The sequence below is a fragment of the Kurthia huakuii LAM0618 genome (genome assembly GCF_000505545.1).
In the GTDB taxonomy this organism is placed as follows: domain Bacteria; phylum Bacillota; class Bacilli; order Bacillales_A; family Planococcaceae; genus Kurthia; species Kurthia huakuii.
The window spans coordinates 214,958-234,657 of the sequence record NZ_AYTB01000008.1; the positions used below are offsets into that span (position 1 = coordinate 214,958).

The 19,700-nt window shown below is 41.8% G+C and carries 20 protein-coding genes and 1 riboswitch; of the genes, 14 read left to right on the top strand and 6 right to left on the bottom strand.

Annotated features, from left to right (window positions below; all coding sequences use genetic code 11):
* Positions 1 to 38 precede the first annotated feature (38 nt).
* Positions 39 to 3,449, top strand: coding sequence for a hypothetical protein (locus V514_RS0105455; RefSeq protein ID WP_029498825.1), 3,411 nt, complete (start codon positions 39 to 41; stop codon positions 3,447 to 3,449).
* A 50-nt stretch (positions 3,450 to 3,499) separates the two neighbouring features.
* Here V514_RS0105455 and V514_RS0105460 read toward each other — a convergent pair whose 3' ends face one another.
* Positions 3,500 to 4,534, bottom strand: a complete 1,035-nt coding sequence (locus V514_RS0105460) for a PTS transporter subunit IIC (protein WP_029498827.1) — start codon at positions 4,532 to 4,534, stop codon at positions 3,500 to 3,502.
* Between the two features lie 392 nt (positions 4,535 to 4,926).
* Between V514_RS0105460 and V514_RS0105465 the strand changes: the two genes are divergently transcribed.
* The 11 genes from V514_RS0105465 to V514_RS0105515 are packed head-to-tail and all read left to right on the top strand — an operon-like array spanning position 4,927 to position 12,907.
* Positions 4,927 to 5,493, top strand: coding sequence for a biotin transporter BioY (locus V514_RS0105465; RefSeq protein WP_029498829.1), 567 nt, complete (start codon positions 4,927 to 4,929; stop codon positions 5,491 to 5,493).
* 22 nt (positions 5,494 to 5,515) lie between these two features.
* A complete protein-coding gene (locus tag V514_RS20200) occupies positions 5,516 to 6,925 on the top strand; it encodes an AMP-binding protein (protein WP_029498830.1) in 1,410 nt (469 codons plus the stop codon).
* Positions 6,853 to 7,983, top strand: a complete 1,131-nt coding sequence (locus V514_RS0105475; protein ID WP_029498831.1) for a thiolase family protein — start codon at positions 6,853 to 6,855, stop codon at positions 7,981 to 7,983. The genes V514_RS20200 and V514_RS0105475 overlap by 73 nt, the downstream gene beginning before the upstream one ends.
* Positions 7,980 to 8,294 carry a hypothetical protein gene (locus V514_RS0105480; protein ID WP_029498832.1) on the top strand — a complete coding sequence of 105 codons (315 nt, stop codon included), beginning with the start codon at positions 7,980 to 7,982 and terminating at the stop codon, positions 8,292 to 8,294. The genes V514_RS0105475 and V514_RS0105480 overlap by 4 nt, the downstream gene beginning before the upstream one ends.
* A gap of 5 nt (positions 8,295 to 8,299) precedes the next feature.
* The gene (locus V514_RS0105485) at positions 8,300 to 8,623 is read left to right on the top strand and encodes a MaoC family dehydratase (protein ID WP_029498833.1); all 324 of its coding nucleotides are present in this window, start codon (positions 8,300 to 8,302) and stop codon (positions 8,621 to 8,623) included.
* Complete coding sequence (locus V514_RS0105490; protein ID WP_029498834.1) at positions 8,620 to 9,360, top strand: SDR family NAD(P)-dependent oxidoreductase; 741 nt, start codon at positions 8,620 to 8,622, stop codon at positions 9,358 to 9,360. Before V514_RS0105485 ends, V514_RS0105490 begins: the two co-directional genes overlap by 4 nt.
* Positions 9,354 to 10,124, top strand: a complete 771-nt coding sequence (locus V514_RS18815; protein WP_029498835.1) for an energy-coupling factor ABC transporter ATP-binding protein — start codon at positions 9,354 to 9,356, stop codon at positions 10,122 to 10,124. Before V514_RS0105490 ends, V514_RS18815 begins: the two co-directional genes overlap by 7 nt.
* Positions 10,094 to 10,888, top strand: coding sequence for an energy-coupling factor ABC transporter ATP-binding protein (locus V514_RS19650; protein ID WP_029498837.1), 795 nt, complete (start codon positions 10,094 to 10,096; stop codon positions 10,886 to 10,888). The genes V514_RS18815 and V514_RS19650 overlap by 31 nt, the downstream gene beginning before the upstream one ends.
* Positions 10,872 to 11,615 (top strand): energy-coupling factor transporter transmembrane component T family protein, encoded by a 744-nt coding sequence (locus tag V514_RS0105505; RefSeq protein ID WP_029498839.1) that lies wholly within the window; start codon positions 10,872 to 10,874, stop codon positions 11,613 to 11,615. The genes V514_RS19650 and V514_RS0105505 overlap by 17 nt, the downstream gene beginning before the upstream one ends.
* Positions 11,616 to 11,627: 12 nt before the next feature.
* On the top strand, positions 11,628 to 11,945 hold the full coding sequence (locus V514_RS0105510) for a CHY zinc finger protein (protein WP_035944326.1): 318 nt from the start codon (positions 11,628 to 11,630) through the stop codon (positions 11,943 to 11,945).
* Positions 11,942 to 12,907, top strand: a complete 966-nt coding sequence (locus V514_RS0105515; protein WP_029498843.1) for an NAD(P)H-dependent flavin oxidoreductase — start codon at positions 11,942 to 11,944, stop codon at positions 12,905 to 12,907. The genes V514_RS0105510 and V514_RS0105515 overlap by 4 nt, the downstream gene beginning before the upstream one ends.
* A 54-nt stretch (positions 12,908 to 12,961) precedes the next feature.
* A riboswitch (SAM riboswitch) is annotated at positions 12,962 to 13,062 on the top strand.
* 94 nt (positions 13,063 to 13,156) lie between these two features.
* Here the strand turns inward: V514_RS0105515 and V514_RS0105520 are convergent.
* The 4 genes from V514_RS0105520 to phaQ all read right to left on the bottom strand — a co-directional run bounded on the left by V514_RS0105520 (position 13,157) and on the right by phaQ (position 16,567).
* Complete coding sequence (locus V514_RS0105520) at positions 13,157 to 13,516, bottom strand: hypothetical protein (RefSeq protein ID WP_152528943.1); 360 nt, start codon at positions 13,514 to 13,516, stop codon at positions 13,157 to 13,159.
* 527 nt (positions 13,517 to 14,043) lie between these two features.
* Complete coding sequence (locus V514_RS0105525; protein ID WP_029498847.1) at positions 14,044 to 15,333, bottom strand: dicarboxylate/amino acid:cation symporter; 1,290 nt, start codon at positions 15,331 to 15,333, stop codon at positions 14,044 to 14,046.
* 249 nt (positions 15,334 to 15,582) lie between these two features.
* The gene (locus V514_RS0105530) at positions 15,583 to 16,104 is read right to left on the bottom strand and encodes a PhaP protein (protein WP_029498849.1); all 522 of its coding nucleotides are present in this window, start codon (positions 16,102 to 16,104) and stop codon (positions 15,583 to 15,585) included.
* A gap of 64 nt (positions 16,105 to 16,168) precedes the next feature.
* Entirely contained in the window at positions 16,169 to 16,567 is a 399-nt protein-coding gene (gene phaQ, locus V514_RS0105535; protein WP_029498851.1) for a poly-beta-hydroxybutyrate-responsive repressor, read from the bottom strand.
* A 172-nt stretch (positions 16,568 to 16,739) separates the two neighbouring features.
* Between phaQ and V514_RS0105540 the strand changes: the two genes are divergently transcribed.
* Together V514_RS0105540 and phaC are read left to right on the top strand one after the other, a co-directional pair.
* Complete coding sequence (locus V514_RS0105540) at positions 16,740 to 17,252, top strand: PhaR (protein ID WP_029498853.1); 513 nt, start codon at positions 16,740 to 16,742, stop codon at positions 17,250 to 17,252.
* Positions 17,253 to 17,391: 139 nt separating this feature from the next.
* Positions 17,392 to 18,498 (top strand): class III poly(R)-hydroxyalkanoic acid synthase subunit PhaC, encoded by a 1,107-nt coding sequence (gene phaC / locus V514_RS0105545; RefSeq protein ID WP_235073128.1) that lies wholly within the window; start codon positions 17,392 to 17,394, stop codon positions 18,496 to 18,498.
* Between the two features lie 151 nt (positions 18,499 to 18,649).
* Here phaC and V514_RS0105550 read toward each other — a convergent pair whose 3' ends face one another.
* Complete coding sequence (locus tag V514_RS0105550; RefSeq protein WP_029498855.1) at positions 18,650 to 19,684, bottom strand: DctP family TRAP transporter solute-binding subunit; 1,035 nt, start codon at positions 19,682 to 19,684, stop codon at positions 18,650 to 18,652.
* Positions 19,685 to 19,700: the final 16 nt, after the last annotated feature.

Here is a 19,700-nt window from a genome sequence, read left to right on the forward strand (position 1 = left end):
TAATGTGGGATTAGGAATGTGGGATTAGGAGGGAATTTATGAAAAAATTAGCGATTGTCACATTAACAGCAGCACTTGCGGCGTCAACAGGCGTTGCGCCGGTTGTCGATGCCAAAGCAATGGTAACGACCACAACAACAACAAACTACACACCTATGCAATTACTAGAAGTCAAAGATGGGCAATTTGACGAGCACGGTTTTGCTTATTTTAAATTAAATATTGCGCAAGAAGGATATTACCGCCTTGTTGGCGATAAGACGGGAAGTTATGAAACAGCGATCACAACAGAAGAAAATGTACTAGAAGCAGCCCCACTACAAGCCGCCTCTAAATTACGGATTCTTAATAAGGGGACGTATTATGTAAAAGTAAAAGGGACGCCAAATACAGCCTATCATTTTAAATTTGCGGAGCGCACATTTAATTTGGAGAAGGAATGGCCTGTAAGCACCGACACATGGGCTGATGGAAGGGATAAAAAAAATGTTAGGTACTTCCCTTTTTATGCGAACCGTCAAGTAAGTGCTACATTAAAATTAACCGAAGATAAACATATTCGTTTCTATAGTGGGCGTAAAGAAAGCATAAAATCATTAACCTTACGCAATGTGGCGACAGGAAAAACGTATACCGCGAAAAAGATTTCTGACTATACATTTTCAGCAAATGCGCCGAACGGGACGTACAACGTATCGTTGAACATGACCGATGAATTTATCAAAAATCCATTTATCGGAAAGGCCCGTATAAGTTATACATTAGGCAACCATTTGCCGTTAAATACAACGATTTCCACAGAACATACGCCATTTAATACATTTACACTCAATATGAAGAAAGATACAAAAATCCAATTTACAGTAATGGAACCAAATGGAGACAAACGAGGCGGAGGAAGGTTTTCCATCTATGATGACCAACATAATTTAGTTAAACGTGTTCACATCCAAAAAGGCCAATCCTCTCGTACATTTACCTATACGTTGAAAAAAGGGCGTTATAGTGTCGCTTCAAGCAATATGAAAATTCGAACACTCGTAAAAGATGGAACGGATACAACGTCAAAATTTAAACTTAAAAATAATATACTTGTTCATGCAGCTACCGGGAAAGTTGTGAAAGGGTATCAAGAATATCAAAAAAATCTATACAAAAACGGCGAATTAGCTCCGGGGCGTGTGAAATACGGGAAAGTCCCTGATATGAAATTATACCGTAATGGCATACTTGAAAAAGGGGATTATATTACAAAAGATTATAAATATGTATTTAAAGATGGTGTTTTACTTAACGGTACTTACAAATACGAATCACAAGAAGGGGAGGGGCTAACCGCCATTTACAAAGATGGCGTTTTAACTCATTATATCGAGCTGAAAAATAACAAGCTTTATGATAATGGCAAGCTTTATAAAGGGAATTATGTGCTAAGTAGTTATCAATATTTAGTAGACTACGACGAGCCGACGAGTACCTATTTAAGACTATTTATTAACGGCACATTAGCTAGCGGATATAAAGAAGCCATGTACAAAGGTGAAACCTATTTATTTAAAAATGGTGTAGCTGGAGACGGAAAATATGGTCATTTGCCGTTTTATTATAACGGGAAGGTATATGTAGCAGGAAAACCAGAGAGTGGATATGTCACGCTAGATGATAAATTATATTACAATCACGAATTGTTTACAGGTGCACAAGATTCGCGCTATTACAAAAACGGGGTTCATGAATATTATTTAGTGACCAAAGAATACGAAGATAAAGTACAAGAGGCGGCTGCTTTAAAAGCGCAAATCGGTCAACAGTCAAATGAAGTCGTTGCGGCATTACTGAAAGAAAAAGTCGCAGAAGTATTTAGCTATTTAGATGACCACGATAAAAAAAATCGTATTTATGATGATTATGGGCATATGCAGTATGATGATGTAGGGGCTGCTGGATATGAAACGCCATTAAACATTCCGCAAACGATCAAGAAACAGCTAGAGGAAATAGATGCAGTTACTAAGCAACTAGACGGAGCGGCTGAAGAAACGCACACGCTACTACAACAACGTATCAAGGACATTTATAAGGAATTTAATTTATATTACGAAAACGGTGCATTATTAGATGGCGAATATGAAGGAAATTTATACGAAGATGGCAAATTAATCGGTGCGATATTAAATCTGGCTTACTTCAAAACAGAAACCTCATTTTTAAATTATGAATATAAACGACTCGTTTCTCAAAAAGACGAAGTAGCCATTAAAGCGCGTTTGCAAGAGTATGTAGATGCTGCGACGAAGAACCTAGAGGCAGCAAACACCATTTTAAAAGCGTCTCAAGATTCTGACTATCCGAACGTAAATTTATATACAGATAGCGCTACAAAAACCGTTAATAAAAGCGTATCAACATTGCGTTTTATTCAAAATGTTATGAACACTTATGATGCTGAAGCGAATTTAACAGACTTACAGGAAACGATGACAGAAGGTTTTACGTTGTTAGGAAAAACAATTGATTTTAATGGGCCTGATTCTAGCGCAACTTATCAAGAAATGCCATTGGCACATGTTCAAGATGGTTTCCTTGACGATAAAGGTTACGCATACTTTAAAATCAAGTTAACAGAGGCAGAAGGTAACTATACATTTGTCGGGAATGACGATGTGAAATCGTACACGACATTCGTTGCCACAGCACCTGAAAATATCGATCGTTCTCAGCAATTAGCAGCTACAGACATACATTATTTAGAAAAAGGGACGCATTATATGGCGGTGAAAGGGCACCCGAACCAACCGTATCATTTTAAATTGAAGCGTCGCACGTACAATGTGGAATCAATGAGTGTCCTAAAACCCGCTTCGAGCGACTTTGACCGTATAAACGTAGCCAAAGTACCGATTTATCAAACGACTCAGCCGAGCGTAACAATGCAGTTAACGACAAATCAACATATTCAATTTTTAACGTTAGCTTCTAATACAACAGTTATTGACGCGCTTGAGTTGAAAAATGAACAGACCGGTAAAACATATACCCCGAAAAAAATGTCTGCGAATCGTTTTGGGATTTTTGCGCCGAATGGGACATACCGTGTGTCAATAAAATCATCAAGTCCATCCATTGGTCAGCACGTAGCATTACGTTATTTTTTATCGCCAACACTTGAATTGAATAAAACATTCTCTAGTAGTGATGGTGTCCGTAATCGATTTACAGTTGTAGCGGATAAAGATATGAAAATACAGTTCAAACTTTCTACTAAGTATGATCGTGCGAGTAATTCAAATCAAACGTTTAAGTTGTACAATGACAAACATGAAGTTGTAAAAAAGGTGACATTGAAAAAAGGGGATAAGACGCGCGAGTTTACGTATACCCTGAAACAAGGGAACTATTACGTGCACTTAGATGGCCCTGATATCCAGGTGACAACAACTACTAAATAATCCATTGAATAATACAAAAAAGCGAGCGCAACGACGCTCGCTTTTTTGTGTTATTCATAATCAACTTTATAATCTTCTGATGTAATCCAGTGAAGCTTTTTATCAAAGAGTTTTAGGAATGTTAAGTTTAACACGATTGGTAACACGATAAATAATGCGAGTGTAACGATCATATTGTAGCTCGTCCAACCTTCAAGTGATAAATATTTTAGTGGTCCAACGAAGCCTGCAAGCCCGAAACCAGCTGAATATGGGTCGCCGACGATTTTAAAGACGCCTGCTAGTGCTCCTAAAATACCCGCTGTGATAATCGCTGGAAAGGCAATTTTTGGTTTCATAAAGAAGTTACGCATTTGAATTTTTGCTGAAGCGACATGTGCAATCGCTGTTCCGAAGTTGTTCGCGCGGTAAGAAGCAATCGCCATACCGACACCTGATGCACAAACGCCAAGGTTCGCAGCACCCGCTCCAACACCTGACAGCATAATAACTGTTGCGACGCCAATTGTTGAAATCGGTGAAAGAATAAGAATCGAGAAAATCATCGCGATTAACGCGCCCATTAAGATTGGTTGTAATTCCGTTACATATTCGATCCCAACGCCAACATAATCAGCACCATTTTTAACGTATGGTAGGATCATCATTCCAATGAAACCAGGGATAAACATTGATAGTGCTGGCATTGCTAGTAATGTCCATTCTTTTAGTTTATTGCCAAGGAATTGAACGAATACCGTTGCTAGACCTGCTGTAATCCCGATATTAATAACTACACCAATACCAGCCATTGTCATCCCTTTATCTGTGAATGTGACAACACCTGAGCCGACCATTGTTGCTAGACCGATTGAAGCCATTTGAATCGGTGTTAATTTAAATTGAATGCCGACCATAACGCCAATGACAAGTGGTAAGCAACTCATGGCGAGAACCGATATATTTAAAATTGTTGGAAGGATCGGAACGTTTGGGTATTGTGCAATAATCAATTTTAAAATTTCTCCAACAAGGGCGTTCGGGATTAAACAAACAACAATCCCTAGGCTCATGCCGGTAAGAAGTTTACTAAAAAAGTCTTTCATCGAATCATTTCCTTTCTATCTGTGTTGCTTTATGTAAGTTTTGAAGTGTTTTCAGTATAGGAAGAATTCAATTGTTCGTCAATGCTGAATTTTGTAAAATTTTCAGACAATTTACGCTAAATAGATTGAAAGCGTTTTCCACTAGCATATTACCGTTAAAGAAAGCGGTTTTTTATAAGATAAATGTAATATATCGCATACAAATAAACGCTTTATATGGGGGAATGCCTCGAAATAAGTAAACTTATATTTTTTTAAGTTTACTTATTTGCGTTGTGTGCCTATTTTTGCTCACTTCTGTATTTTTTGTGTAAACCAATGTTACTTAAATGTTTACCAAGTTCCCGTTTTCTTGTATGCTTACATCACATTCAAACAAAGGGGATAGACAGATGACAACAAAAGAAATTGTATACGCAGCATTGTTTGCGGCGTTACTTGGTGTATTAGGAATGATTCCGCCAATTCCATTAGGCTTTATTCCGGTACCGATCACACTACAAACATTCGGCGTTATTTTAGCCGGTTGCTTCTTAGGGAAAAAAACAGGTGCCGTAAGTATGCTGTTATTTATCGTACTTGTTGCACTCGGCTTACCATTATTATCAGGCGGACGCGGTGGCATCGGTGTATTAATGGGGCCATCAATGGGCTACATTTTAAGCTGGCCAATTGCGGCATTTTTCATCGGTTACTTTACTGAAAAAGTATGGGCTAAGCCAAGTTTATGGAAAATTATCGGCTTCAACGTCTTGTTCGGCGTGTTATTAATTAATATTATTGGCGCACCAATTATGGCGATGATGACCAATACGTCTATTATTGGCGCCTTGACAGGTGGTTTGGCCTTTTTACCGGGTGATTGTATAAAAGCTGTACTTGCGGCGCTTGTTGCGGTGCAATTAAAAGCTGTAAGCCCTATTAATGCGCTTCATTTACAACGCACAGCAACACATTAACGATTAGAAAGAGGGGAATGGGATGCATTGTATAACACCGATTTTGCGACAAAGAGCTGAACATGTGGCCATTGTTATTGACGGTGAACGCATTACCTATCGCACACTGCAACGTGATATTGCACGCGTCGCGCACGTGTTACAACAAGCGCACTATAAGACGATTGCGCTCGATATGCCAAACAGTTACGACTGGCTACGGACATTTTTAGGTGCTGTTGCCGCTGGGGTGACGCCGTATTTACTCGATTCGAAATGGAGTATGCATGAAAAACAGCAAATTTTGTTGCACCATCAGCCGGACTGCGTTATTACCGAAAAACTTCCGCTTTGCGATAACGATACATATGAATTACGACAAGCACCGTCGCTATTTGTCGGTTTTACATCGGGCACAACCGGCATACCAAAAGGATATGAGCGCACCCATCTCTCGTGGATTGAAAGCTTTCGCGTCACAGCGGAAGCTTTTCGTCTTGAACAAACGAGGCATTACTGTGCGCCGGGCCCACTCGTTCATTCGATGACACTTTTTGCAGCCATGCAAGCACTGGTTGAAGGGAAAACGATTCATTTGCAGCGTAAATTTGATGCTATGGGTGTTATGACACTATGTCAGACATACGATGACATGGCGCTATTTGTCGTCCCAACGATGCTAGAAGCGCTCACAACAACGGATTCATGCGCAACAATTCATGCACTTATTAGCTCGGGTGCAAAATGGCAAGATGACTCAAAAGAGCGCGTGGCGAAAACATTTCCAAATACGGCGCAATATGAATTTTTTGGTTCTTCTGAAGCGAGTTATATTAGTTATTCAGATGGTACGAAGCCGCAAACAGTCGGGCGCTTCTTTTCAACTGTTCAATATACGATTCGCGACGAGGCGTTTCATGAAGTATCAGAAGGGTTCCTTTATATTAAAAGCCCGATGATTTTTAGTGGCTATGCACGCAATAAACAAGCGACAAACGCCGTCTTTCGCAACGGTTGGCTGGCGGTTGGTGATATTGTCACCGTTGATGAAGAAGGCTATTTAACGATAAAAGGACGTGCGAAAAATCGGATTATTTCAGGTGGGCTGAATATTTTCCCAGAGGAAGTAGAGCAATTATTAGCGGCGCATCCAGCCATTCAAGAAGTGATGGTTTGTGGGCAACAAGACGATTATTGGGGTGAGAAAGTTGTGGCGCTCATTCAGTGGCAAAAGGAACCACTCACACATGAAGAACTTGCGGCGTATTGTGCACCGTTTTTAGCACGCTATAAATTTCCGCGCGACATTTTCACCGTAAAAACATTTTATTATACCGGGAGTGGGAAAATTGCACGTCAAAAAATGAAGGAGGAATGGTTATGTCAGACGTCGTCGTTGTCTGGGCAAAACGCACCGCAATCGGACGCGCTTTTGGACAGTTCCAAACGTTAGAGCCGCGCGATTTAGCGGCACCATTATTGCAACAAGCTATCCAGGACACTTCCGTTGATGCGACAGTTGTTGATGATGTAATTTTAGGTAACGTCGTCGGCCCAGGTGGCAATATTGCCCGCGTGAGCTTACTGCAAGCAGGCTTTCCAACATCGGTGCCTGGTGTTACATTGGACCGTCAGTGCGGCGCTGGCTTAGAGGCAATTATGCGCGGCTTTGAAGCGATTAAAAGCGGCCAGGCAGACGTCATTTTAGCAGGTGGCGTTGAAAGCGTTAGTCGCGCTCCGTGGAAAATGGCGCAACCAACAGCTTCTGGGCACATGCCAACATTGTATAGTCGTGCGCCGTTTACACCGCCTGAATACGGCGACCCGGATATGGGGATTGCTGCTGAAAATGTCGCGGAGCGCTTTCATATTACGCGTGAAGAACAAGATCGTTATGCGCTGCACAGTCATGAAAAAGCCGTACGCAGTCAACAACAAGGCCGCTTCGATGCGGAAATCGTTGCAGTACATGGCATCGCAACCGATGAGTGTCCACGAACTGATACATCTTACGACAAATTGGCACGCTTACGCCCGGTTTTCAGCGACGATGGTACAGTGACCGCTGGCAATGCGTGTCCGTTAAATGACGGTGCAGCAGTCGTGTTATTAATGTCGTTAGAAGCGGCGGAGCACCATAATTTAAAGCCGCTTGCGACGATTGTTGATGCGACGGCAGCCGGTGTAGATCCCGATATTTTAGGCATCGGTCCTGTACCAGCAACGAAGAAACTACTTGCTAGACAACAACTACAAGTCGAGGCAATTGATATCGTCGAATTTAACGAAGCATTTGCCTCACAAGTACTTGCCAGTTTAACATTACTCGATATTCCACTCCATAAAGTCAACGTCGGTGGCGGTGCACTCGCGCTCGGCCATCCATACGGTGCATCTGGGGCTATATTAGTGACGCGCCTCGTTCATGAATTACAGCACGGGCACTCACTTGGCCTTGCGACACTTGGTATTGGTGGCGGTCTCGGGCTTGCGATGTTGGTGAAGCGATGAACGTTTGGCGACCGACAGTAGAGCAAGTACAAGCGTATCAACAGCTTATGGGCATACCGCAATCAACAGAAGTGCCGCTTAGTTTATTGCCAACGGTATTACAATCAGCATTCCCTGAAGGTTGGATTCACGTCTCGCAGCAATGTACATGTCAAACGCGACTTTATGCAAATACGACATATTATTGGCATATTGAAGAGCGCAACACACGCACGACCTCAAAAGGACGACAATTACAACAACTCATTGTACTATTTTTAGAGCAAGGGCACGTCGTAGCACAGGCGACTGTCGTGTTAATGAAAGGATGAGCGAGATGGACTGGCATATTACGACACAGCAAGTAGCTGATTTTTCGGCGATGAGTGGCGATTTTAATGCGCTTCATACAAGTGAACACGCCGCGCAGCAAGCAGGTTTTACGCGACCTATCGCGCATGGCATGTTGTTGATGGCACTCGCAGAAGGTGCGTGGCAACAGCATTTTGGCACACAACCAGCTTACATCGACTGCCGTTTTTTGCGCCCGGTATTTGTGCCGGCGACGCTTCATGTCACATTGACGAAACAACAGCTACAAGCATCATGTAACGGCGAACTCGTTATACATATCATATTTCAAAAGGAGCTGGACGAATGATTTTTATTACCGGAGCAACGCGCGGCATTGGTCTCGCCATCGCTCGCGCACTTTCATCACAACGACTTATTTTACATGGTTCATCATTACAATCGCTCGCGGCGCTTCGTGAGGAATTTCCCGAGGCTTTATGCGTCGCCGCTGATTTTTCAAATAAAGTAGCAATACAGGCAATGCTGGCGGAAATTCAACAGCAGACGACCGAATTAAGCGCCATTATTCATTGTGCCGGCAATACGCGGGATGCGCGCGCTGTTGCGATGCCACTTGAAGATTTTGAACATGTTTTCCACGTTCATGCGACGAGCTTTTTTATGATTGCGACAACATTAAAACCGTTATTAAAGCCGATGAGTGATGTGCTTGTGATGACGTCGACTGCCGGGTTATTTGGCTCTAAAGGGCAGCTCAATTATAGTGCAGCAAAAGGAGCATTGACGATGATGAGCTATACGCTAGCTGAAGAATGGCGCCGCGAACACATTCGTGTCAATGCGATTTCACCGGCCGCATTAACCGATATGACGCGTCCGGTTATCGACTATTTAACGCAAAAAAGCGCGCGGGAACAAACGCCATTTCCAGATTATTGGCGCGTTGGCTCTGTAGAGGATGTCGCCCGCTTCGTTGCAGCATTAATTAACCGCGATGATTTTTTCACAGGTCACGTATTTGGTGTGAATGGTACAAAAACGACACGTTATCGCGGTGAACTAGTGGAGTGGTCGCCATGTTAAAGGCAGAAGCATTAAGCTATCTCTATGCGCCAGGTTGTGGGATTCAAGAGCTATCGCTCACGATAAATGAGCGCGATTGCATCGTTTTAATCGGCGACAACGGTTCTGGAAAAACGACGCTGTTGTATGCATTAGCGGGATTGTTGCAGCCACAACAAGGCAGCGTAACATATGACGGTAAGCCGGTCATGCCAGGTGATATCGGCATCGTTTTTCAGCATCCGGACGATCAATTTATTACGACATCGGTATTAGATGAAGTTATTTTTGGTTTAGAAAATACGCAAGTGCCGCGCGAGGACATGGCGAAGCGGGCGTACCAAGCATTGGACGATGTCGGGATGCGCTGGGCTGAGGCGCATCATCCGATGACACTATCCGGTGGCGAAAAACAGCGCGTCGCCTTAGCGGCAGTACTCGCGATGCAACCGAAAATTTTATTATTTGATGAGGTAACGGCAATGCTTGATTCTCATGCACGCGCCGATTTTTATGCATTACTGAAAACATTAAAAACGCGTTATACGATTGTTATGACAACGCATCTTGTCGAAGAATATATGTTCGCCAATCGCATTTGTTATCTCGATGCACATCATCTTGCATTTGACGGGGATTTGGCCACCTTCGCCGCGCAGTATCCGGCGCACCCAATGCCCTTTGTCATCACATTACAGCGCGCGTGCCAACTGCCATTTCGCGTGCAATCTTATGAGGAGTGTGTTCAACAATTATGGGCATCGACGTACACAACATCACAATAGAGCGAGCATCACAAATTATTTTACGCAACACTTCGTTGCAATTTTCAGATAATAAGTGGACAGCGATTATCGGGGAAAACGGGGCAGGTAAGTCCACACTTTTACAGGCAATGCAACAACTACTACCATTAAAGCAAGGGCGTATTACCGTAGACGGGGACATCGGCTTTTTATTCCAGCATGCCGACCAACAGTTTTTCGAGACAACTGTTGAGAAAGAACTAAGCTTCGCCCCGCACTATTTTGGCTGGTCACGTGCCAAAATCGATGCCAAAATTCATGAAGTGCTCACGCTTGTTCAACTTGATCCATCGATTTTACCGATGCTTCCATATCAGCTCAGTGGTGGACAAAAGAAGCGGCTCGCACTTGCGACCGTATTGATGATGGAGCCAGCCATTTTATTAGCCGATGAACCAACAGCTGGCCTTGATCCGGTGCAGCATGACGTTATGCTAAACATTTTAAAAACATGGCAACAGCAAGGTCATACAATTATTGCGATTACACATGAACTCACCGATGTATTAGCATTCGCCGATGATATCGTTGTTATGGCAAAAGACAAGCCGCCACAACAAATGGACACCGAAGCCTTTTTCTTTGATGCTCCGGCGCGACAAGGTTTTCATTTCCCACCAAGCGTCGCGACTTTTCATTTAGTAGAAGAGAAGTTGCAGCGCCGATTACCTCGTGCCCGTACAACAGCCGAACTCATTCATATTATACAAGAGGAGGTACAACGCGATGGAGTCTGCGATTAATTATGTAGCGCATAACTCACTACTGCACCGCCTCGACCCACGTACGAAAATAATCGGCCTTGCCATTTTTTTACTCGGCTTCGTCCAAATCGAGCGTTGGGGACAGCTTGCTATAGCGGCATGTGTCGTCTTAGCGCTATGCTCTCTTGCCCACATTTCACTGCCCTATTTATGGCGTACTTTAAAGCCATTATTACTTATTTTGTCGTTAACCGTGCTCTATCATAGTATTTTTTCGGGTGTGACGCATATCGCAGGCTTTGTAATTGGGCTGCATTATGGCGCCAAAATTCTTTTAATGATTATTTCCGGTGTCTTATTAACGGCCACGACAAAACCAATGGATTTAGCACTCGGCCTTGAAACGATGTTGCGGCCACTTGAAAAATGGCGTGTACCGATTGGCCAATGGGCATTAATGATTGTGCTGGCATTACGTTTTTTTCCGCTTATCTTAGAAGAATCGGAGCGCATTCGTCTTAGCCAACAGGCGCGAGGAATCATCCCAAAAACGCTTCGCGAACGTATATATTGGCCCGCAAAACTCATTATTCCATTATTATTATCGCTTATTACACGAGCTGAGCGACTAAGTATAGCGATTGAAGCACGTGGCTTTCAACGAGGCTTTCATCGCACACATTTTCAACAATTAACATTTCATAAGCGCGATGGCTACAGCATTTTATTTCCAATATTTGTATCGATTATTGTATTATTAACGTAAGGAGTGACAATTATGAACATTCGCGGACAACTTGTTGATCATGAAACACGTTGTATCCACTATCATACGCCAAAAGATATTATCGCTATTCAAATGAAATGCTGTCATACATATTATCCATGTTACGAATGCCACGAAGCGGAGGCCGACCATCCCATTGCGCGATGGACACGAACAGAGCGGCACGAAAAAGCGGTGTTATGTGGCCATTGTCAGCAAGAACATTCAATTGCGACGTATGTAGCACATGATGCTTGTCCACATTGTCACGCCGCATGGAACCCTCGCTGTGAGGCCCATTATCACCTGTATTTTGAAATGGAGGAATGACGATGAATACACGTATTACTGATCTTTTTGGTATTCGAGTGCCGATTATTCAAGGAGGATTAGCTTATCTTGCCTATGCCGATTTAGCGGCAGCGGTATCAAATGCTGGAGGCCTTGGTCAAGTAACGGCACTGAGTTTGCCAGATCCCGAAGCGCTACGCCGCGAAATCCAGCGTACACGTACGTTGACCGACAAGCCATTTGGCGTCAATTTTGCGATGGGCATGCACGGGACAGGTTATGAGCCATTCGTCCAAGTAGCGATTGATGAGCGCGTGCCGGTCGTCTCGATTACGGGCGGCAATCCAGCGGCCGTACTACAAATGCTCGATGGCACAGGTATTAAAAAGCTCGTACTAGTCGCTGGTGTACGTCAAGCGCAAAAAGCCGAAGAACTCGGCGCCGATGCGGTCATTGTCGTCGGTCAAGAAGGCGGCGGTCACTTAGGTCGCGATGATTTAGGAACGACCGTCTTAACACCACGCGTCGTCGATTCGGTGTCAATTCCGGTCATTGCCTCAGGTGGCTTAGCTGATGGGCGGGGACTTGCTGCAGCTTTCTCGCTAGGGGCAGAGGGTATTGAAATGGGCACGCGCTTTATTGCGACAAAAGAATGTGTCGATGCGTCCGATTATTATAAGCAACTATTATTAGACAGCTCTGAGCAAAATACCGTTGTTGTAAAACGTTCCATCGGAGGACCTGCACGCGTCATTCATAATGATTTTGCTGATGAAATTTTAGCAATCGAACAAAAAACCCCGACGTATGAAGCGCTAAAGGAGCATATTAGTGGTCGTGCTAATCGACGCCTTGTGCATGACGGTAAGCCGAATGGCATGGCGTTTGCGGGTCAAGCTGTCGGTTTAATTGATGATGTGCCAACGGTCGCTGAATTATTTGCGCGTATCGAAGCGGAATATCAAACCATTTTAAAACGATTTTCAGAAATTTCAAAATAAAACTTGCAAAACCTAGTGGAATACTTTAATATAAGGATTAACAAATAAATCACTTTCTTATCGAGAGCGTTCGAGGGACTGGCCCGATGACAACGCAGCAACAGACATTTTGTACTGTGCTAATTCCTGTAGCATCATTTGCTAAAAGATGAGAAGAGAACGGCATCCCATTCGACACCAACCTCTTCTTATCGAGAAGAGGTTTTTTTGTTTACTAACATGATGTAACGACATAGATTACGACTTTTGCTAATTCGCTGCGATGCCTGTCATTTGAGGATCTGCAGTAGAGCGACTCATTTGTCGCAGATACAATGTGGGCTCATTCGTCCATGTCCATTTATTATTCCGCTCATTTGCGATTTGAACGGCCGCACTCATTCGTGCACAACAGTACAGCGGCTCATCTGCCACACTAAAAAGATAACGCTCAACAAGCATCGCGCCATTTCGTGATGCTTGTTTTTTTGTCGTACGCGTAAAAATAAAACAGCCTATCAGAAATGAGCTATGAGCCCAAGAAGCGTGTTTTGGATACAACATAATTGAAAATAAGTGCCAAACAAGTTCTATGTACGCATGGAAATAAGTCATTTTAGTAAGCATCATGCAAAAAGCTGTCAACAAAAATTTTTATTTGTTATTAAAAAGTAGATTGTTATGATTAGCACCGTGTGTTTCGGACAGTTTTTGCCCGTCAGGAACGCAAAACAGCCTATTTTTCGTTTCTGACGGCTATTTTCCACACGAATTTTTTTGTATTTGAAGGAATGCTGTCATTTATTCAACTTTATATAAAATGCGACACGTTGCAATCTACCGACTAGTAGTTGTCTATAGAAATGGCCTATTATCGCCCAAAATGGGATGAAAATCGGTTTGTAACGGGCATTTTTTGTCCGATTTCGGGTAGTGCGTAATACAAAAATGTAGTAATTATCGTGATTCATGTAGTAATCATCTGTGATAAAAGGACACTGGTGCGTAAGATTATTATTTTCGTAAGCTGATACACCTAGTGCTGTCGCATAGTTAGAAATATGTTGTATCGAAAACACGCTTTTCGACGTCATAGCTAATTTGTCATAAGCAAAGAAAAAAACCTTCCGCCATTTTGCGAAAGGTTTTTTGTGTAGCTATACGTGCTCGTGACGCAAGCGTTTTTCTTCTTTTAATTCAGCGACGAGGACATCATGCTGTTTCGGGTCGTATTCGCCTTCCCATTTTGCGACAACGATTGTTGCAACAGAGTTTCCAATAATGTTTGTAATCGCACGCGCTTCTGACATAAAGCGATCGACACCGATAAGTAGGGCAATCCCTGCAACCGGAATCATCGGGAATGCAGCGAGTGTGGCGGCTAAGGTAATGAAGCCCGAGCCGGTTACGCCAGCAGCACCTTTTGATGTAACCATTAAAATAAGTAGTAAATAGATTTGTTGCCAAATGGATAATTGAACGTCGTATACTTGCGCGATAAACATCGCAGCCATTGATAAGTAGATGGCCGTACCATCTAAGTTAAATGAATAACCGGTTGGAACAACAAGACCAACGACTTGTTTCGAACAACCGAAACGCTCTAATTTTTTCATAATAAGTGGTAATGCCGATTCTGATGAAGATGTTCCTAATACAATTAATAATTCATCTTTAATATACGCAAGGAATTTGAAAATATTCACTTTGGCATAACGTAGCACTAACCCTAAAATGATAATAACGAATAAAGCCATCGTAATGTAAACACCGAGCATTAGTTTACCGAGGTTCCATAATGATTCCATACCGAAATTACCGATCGTGTAAGCCATCGCACCAAATGCAGCAAGTGGTGAGAATTTCATGACCATGCCGACAATTTTGAAAAAGATTTGCGATGCTTGTTCACAAAGTGTAATGACGGGTTTGACCGGGTCGCCAATAGAAGCGGCCGCAAGACCAAAGAATACCGCACAAACGAGTACAGGAAGTAATTCACCATTGGCGATCGCACCAAAGAAGTTTTCCGGTAAGATGTTCATAATGAATGCTTGAATGCCGTGATCTTGGTTTTCAGCTGCCGTTGTGTATTGACTAATATCGGCACTATTGTCTAGCGCGGATTTATCAATGCCTTCACCTGGTTTAATAAGGTGTACGACGATAAAACCAATTGCGAGTGAAATCGTTGACATGACTTCAAAATAAATTAATGCCTTTAAGCCGATACTACCGACTTTTTTCATATCACCCATGCTACCAATACCTGTTACAACTGTTAAGAAGATGATTGGTGCGATGAGCATTTTAATCAATTTAATGAAAATATCTGCTAAAATTTTCAGCTGTGCGCCAAAGCTAGGGAAGATTGCCCCTACAAGAATCCCTAGAATAATCGCCAGCACAACTTGAACCGTTAAATTGCGTAAGTTGAACTTTTTCATCCTTAAAACCCCTTTGTATGTATTTAATAAAACGCTTACAAGTCATAATGTAGTACGAATTGGTAATGTTGTGAATATTGTGGTCATAATGGTTTTTTTGGTCTTTTTGGTCTTTAGACTTTTTGGAAAATAGATTTATAGTATGAACGACAAAAAACCCTCACTAACAAATAGATTTCATTCGTTAGCGAGGTTATATAATAGAAGAAAATAAAAAGAACCTGTATCATAACAGGTTCTAATAAATGCTTATTTTACGATAGGAACCGCTGGAATTGCCGGGATTGAATCAAGTAAATTTTTGTGGTTTTCTTTTAATTTTGCTGTTAAGCCTTCAATGTTTGTTAATGCTTTTTGGCGCTCTGATTTTTGTTCAGTAAGCGTTGCATTGATTGCTTTTTCCCATTCTGTTTGTGCGTTGCGGATGTAATCTACTACCGCTTGGTTTGGTTTCCAAGATAATTCTTGCGCTTGTTCTGTTACTTCTTTTAATGTATCGAACCAGGCAGATAATTGTGCAGATTGTGCAGGTGTTGTAATTGCTTCAAATGATGTAGCAACTTGTTTGTGCCAATCTTTAATTGCTTGGTTTGATTGCTCTTCAACGTTTTTGTATGTTGTAAGCGCTTGTTCGAATGCTGATTTTTGTGTTTCAAATGCTTCTACTGCGCGTTTTTCAGTATCCTCTTGTACGGTGTTGATTGCTTTTACACTGTTTAACCAGTTGTCCCAAATAATATCTACGCTTTTTGTTAATAGTTCGTTTGCCATGTGTAATTTCCTCCCTAATAGTGATCATGTTTTTGTGTCAAGCATGAGCGGGGAGTCTTGGCTGCTAATCATTGATGTCATCCGCTTCATCCGTCTTTTTATTAGCTGGCGTGCTAGCGAAAAGGAACGGATTGTACAATTTGAAGAAGTTCGTTAAGAGTTTTTGGTATTCGTCAAATGAACCGGCCCACAAATCTAAGTAACTTAGACCTTCTTCTGTAATGGCGTAAATACGTTTTGCTGGTCCATTTTCATCGGTATTCCACTCGGAAGTGACAAGCTCGTCTTTCTCGAGTTGCCGTAAAATACGGTAAAAATTCCCTCGATCAACGGAATCAATACCAAATGTCGTCAGCTTTTCCATTAGTTCGTAGCCATACGCGTTAATATCACGCAGATGGAGTAAGATTACCGGCACTAAAATATTTTTTGGTGCGCCAATTTGTGGTTTTTTTGAGTTCACTGCTATCACCTATCTTCAAATTACTTATAAGTGTAATTTACACCTATGTGCAATTTGTGTCAAGTGTTTTAAAAAACTTTTCCCAATCAGTAAAAATAATTGAAATAATTGAATATTATGGTAAAGTGAAAAATGTAAAACGATTTTATTGATAGATAGAGGAGGAATTTACGTGACGAATCAACCATTTGATGCGTTCGGTATTTGGAAAGAGATGTACGACCGTACAGAGAGCGCCTTTCGCGACTCGATCCAATCAACGCTTGAACAACCCGCATTCGCAGAAGGGTTAGGCCAAGTACAGAAGCAATATTTACAATATCAAGGGCTAGTGAATGGCATGACAGAAGCCTACTTAAAACAGGTGAATGTCCCAACACGCGATGAGATTGCAAGCATTGCTTCACTAGTTATTAATGTGGAATCGAAATTAATTGATTTAGAAGATCAATTAGATGTGCAAGATGAAGTTAGCGATACACAGGCAAAAGAAATAAAACAATTAAAAACGACTGTAAATCGTCTAGATAAGAAGTTAGATACGGTCATTGAATTGTTAACAAAACAGTTAGAGGCTGCGGCGACACCAGCAGCACCTCAAAAGCCGGCGACACCAGCACCGAATGCACAAGTAAAAACAGTCGCAACACCTGCTGCTAAAAACACACCGCAAGCAAAAAAATAACACCCTATTACAAATGGTTGTGACATTTTCTTCAACTTAGAACTGCGCCTAGAATAAATGAAACCATTTTGGATATCCTTCGTATTTCCGCCATAGGATATTGAAACATACTACTTATTTTTATATTGGAGGTTTTGTTGTGAGTAATGGAATACCGACAGCACCGTTTGATCAATGGATCGAAGCGATGAAATTACCGAAAGAAGCCGTAGTGCCACAGGATTTGAAGAAAATGAAACGTTTTACTGAGGTTGTTACGACTGAATCAGAGCCACAAGTAGGCCAAACACCGAAAGAAGTCATCTGGACAAAAAATAAAGCGAAATTGTATCATTATGCGCCACATACGAAAAAAACGAATAAGGTGCCAATTTTATTCATTTATGCGTTAATTAACCGCGCGTATATTTTAGATTTATATCCAGGAAACAGCTTAATCGAATATTTAGTGAATGATGGGCATGATGTTTACCTACTTGATTGGGGTACAGCAGGGCATGAAGATCGCCACATGAAGCTTGACGATTATATCGTCGATTACATTCCGCGCGCCGCGAAAAAAGTTTTAAAAGATGCGGACGCGAAAGAATTAACAATTTACGGCTATTGCATGGGTGGTACGATGTCAACGATTTTCACATCACTTTACAATGACATTTTACCAATCAAAAACCTTGTATTAATGACATCGCCAATCGATTTTGAAGATGCGGGGCTTTATACAAACTGGTTAAATAAAAATACATTCCAATTAGATAAAATGGTCGATACATTAGGCAATATCCCATTTGAAATGATTGATTATGGCAACCGTTTACTAAGTCCAATCTCAAACTCTGTTGGGACGTATGTAGGGCTTGCTAGTCGTATTGAAAATGACAATGCCGTGTTAACATGGAAATTGATGCAAAAATGGTTAAATGACGGCGTGCCATTCCCAGGGGAAGCATATCGTCAATGGATTCGCGATTTCTATCAAGACAATAAACTCGTTAAAGGTGAATTAGCCGTACGCGGGCAAGAAGTGAAGCTTTCAAACATTAAAGCGAACTTATTAAACATCTGTGCAACACGCGATAATATCGTACAGCCAGATCAAATTAAGGCGCTAAATGAGCAAGTATCAAGTAAAGTAAACACACTTCACGAAGTACCAACAGGTCATGTATCGGTTTGTACGGGCCGCTATGCACAAAAGGAAATCTATCCTTATGTTAGTAAATGGCTAAAAGATCACTCGAAATAATAAAAAAGCGTCCGAGTCACTGCGATGGCTCAGGCGCTTTTCTTTTTTTCTTATTAGTTATTTGGTTATTGCAAAAAAAAGAGAACTTGGAATAATCCAGCTCTCTTTTTTAAATTCATAAAAATCAAATACTTCTTCACTTCATATTTTTTCAATGTACTTGTTGTTCAATATCCGTCAAAATCTTATGATAGCTTTGGGTATGAAAATCATCATAGAGTGGTTGCAAGGTTTTCTGCCAACGTGCTTTTTCCTGTGCTGATAGCGCGTGAAAATACGTGCCATACGCCACCATTTTTTCATAATCATCCTCATTCATTTTGCGCGCCATGCGTTCATTCCAGGCACTTGCTTGCTCCATTGAAGCGGCAATAATCCCTTTAGATTCCGCCGACAAACCATCCCAAAATGATTTATTCATCAATACACCATAGCCGAGAATGCCGTGATTCGATAACGTAATATACGGCTCCTTTTTATAAAAACTTTTTGAATAAATATTTGATAATGTATTTTCTTGTATATCAATGCCATCTTGTTCAAGAAGGGTATTCACTGCATCAAATGACACGTCTTGCGGGGTAGCACCGAGTAGCTTCGCTTGCATCTCAAGTATCGAACTCGACATTGTGCGCATTTGTTTGTCATTGAAGTCTGCAGGCGAGAGAAGCGGGGACTCTTTTGCAATCATCTGTTTAAATCCATTTTGCCAAAAACCGAGCCCTTTCATTCCTTTTGCTTCAAGCGTTTCGAGTAGTTCCTCACCAACTGCCCCGTGTAATACGCGTTCGATTTCCGCTTCGTCTTTAAATAAAAATGGTAAATCGAGCACGCTCCATTCCGGTACATCATTAGAAATCTTTGAATACGTGGGCGCAATCATTTGAACATCATTGCGCTGTAGAGCGGCCATTTCATTTTCATCGTTATACAGCATGCCGTTCGGATAAAGCTCGACATGAATTTGACCGCCTGATTTTTCTTCGACTAATTCTTTAAAATACAACGCCGTCCGACCCTTTGGCGTATTTTCTGCGACGACATGACTAAAGTGAATTGTTAATTGTTCATCGAGGCCTTGTTGTTCACTATCTATATAAGGCGTATGCTGTGCTAAATTAGGTAACATAAACATACCGATAGCAAGCATTAAAATGGCCAATGCCGAGATGATATAGGTACGCATAAATTCCGCTCCTTTC

What these genes read in the sequence shown, in the direction of transcription:
- V514_RS0105455 (WP_029498825.1), top strand. Translation starts at nt 39, where the DNA reads ATGAAAAAATTAGCGATTGTCACATTAACAGCAGCACTTGCGGCGTCA.
- V514_RS0105460 (WP_029498827.1), bottom strand. Translation starts at nt 4,534, where the DNA reads ATGAAAGACTTTTTTAGTAAACTTCTTACCGGCATGAGCCTAGGGATT.
- V514_RS0105465 (WP_029498829.1), top strand. Translation starts at nt 4,927, where the DNA reads ATGACAACAAAAGAAATTGTATACGCAGCATTGTTTGCGGCGTTACTT.
- V514_RS20200 (WP_029498830.1), top strand. Translation starts at nt 5,516, where the DNA reads ATGCATTGTATAACACCGATTTTGCGACAAAGAGCTGAACATGTGGCC.
- V514_RS0105475 (WP_029498831.1), top strand. Translation starts at nt 6,853, where the DNA reads ATGTCAGACGTCGTCGTTGTCTGGGCAAAACGCACCGCAATCGGACGC.
- V514_RS0105480 (WP_029498832.1), top strand. Translation starts at nt 7,980, where the DNA reads ATGAACGTTTGGCGACCGACAGTAGAGCAAGTACAAGCGTATCAACAG.
- V514_RS0105485 (WP_029498833.1), top strand. Translation starts at nt 8,300, where the DNA reads ATGGACTGGCATATTACGACACAGCAAGTAGCTGATTTTTCGGCGATG.
- V514_RS0105490 (WP_029498834.1), top strand. Translation starts at nt 8,620, where the DNA reads ATGATTTTTATTACCGGAGCAACGCGCGGCATTGGTCTCGCCATCGCT.
- V514_RS18815 (WP_029498835.1), top strand. Translation starts at nt 9,354, where the DNA reads ATGTTAAAGGCAGAAGCATTAAGCTATCTCTATGCGCCAGGTTGTGGG.
- V514_RS19650 (WP_029498837.1), top strand. Translation starts at nt 10,094, where the DNA reads ATGGGCATCGACGTACACAACATCACAATAGAGCGAGCATCACAAATT.
- V514_RS0105505 (WP_029498839.1), top strand. Translation starts at nt 10,872, where the DNA reads ATGGAGTCTGCGATTAATTATGTAGCGCATAACTCACTACTGCACCGC.
- V514_RS0105510 (WP_035944326.1), top strand. Translation starts at nt 11,628, where the DNA reads ATGAACATTCGCGGACAACTTGTTGATCATGAAACACGTTGTATCCAC.
- V514_RS0105515 (WP_029498843.1), top strand. Translation starts at nt 11,942, where the DNA reads ATGACGATGAATACACGTATTACTGATCTTTTTGGTATTCGAGTGCCG.
- V514_RS0105520 (WP_152528943.1), bottom strand. Translation starts at nt 13,516, where the DNA reads ATGATGCTTACTAAAATGACTTATTTCCATGCGTACATAGAACTTGTT.
- V514_RS0105525 (WP_029498847.1), bottom strand. Translation starts at nt 15,333, where the DNA reads ATGAAAAAGTTCAACTTACGCAATTTAACGGTTCAAGTTGTGCTGGCG.
- V514_RS0105530 (WP_029498849.1), bottom strand. Translation starts at nt 16,104, where the DNA reads ATGGCAAACGAACTATTAACAAAAAGCGTAGATATTATTTGGGACAAC.
- V514_RS0105550 (WP_029498855.1), bottom strand. Translation starts at nt 19,684, where the DNA reads ATGCGTACCTATATCATCTCGGCATTGGCCATTTTAATGCTTGCTATC.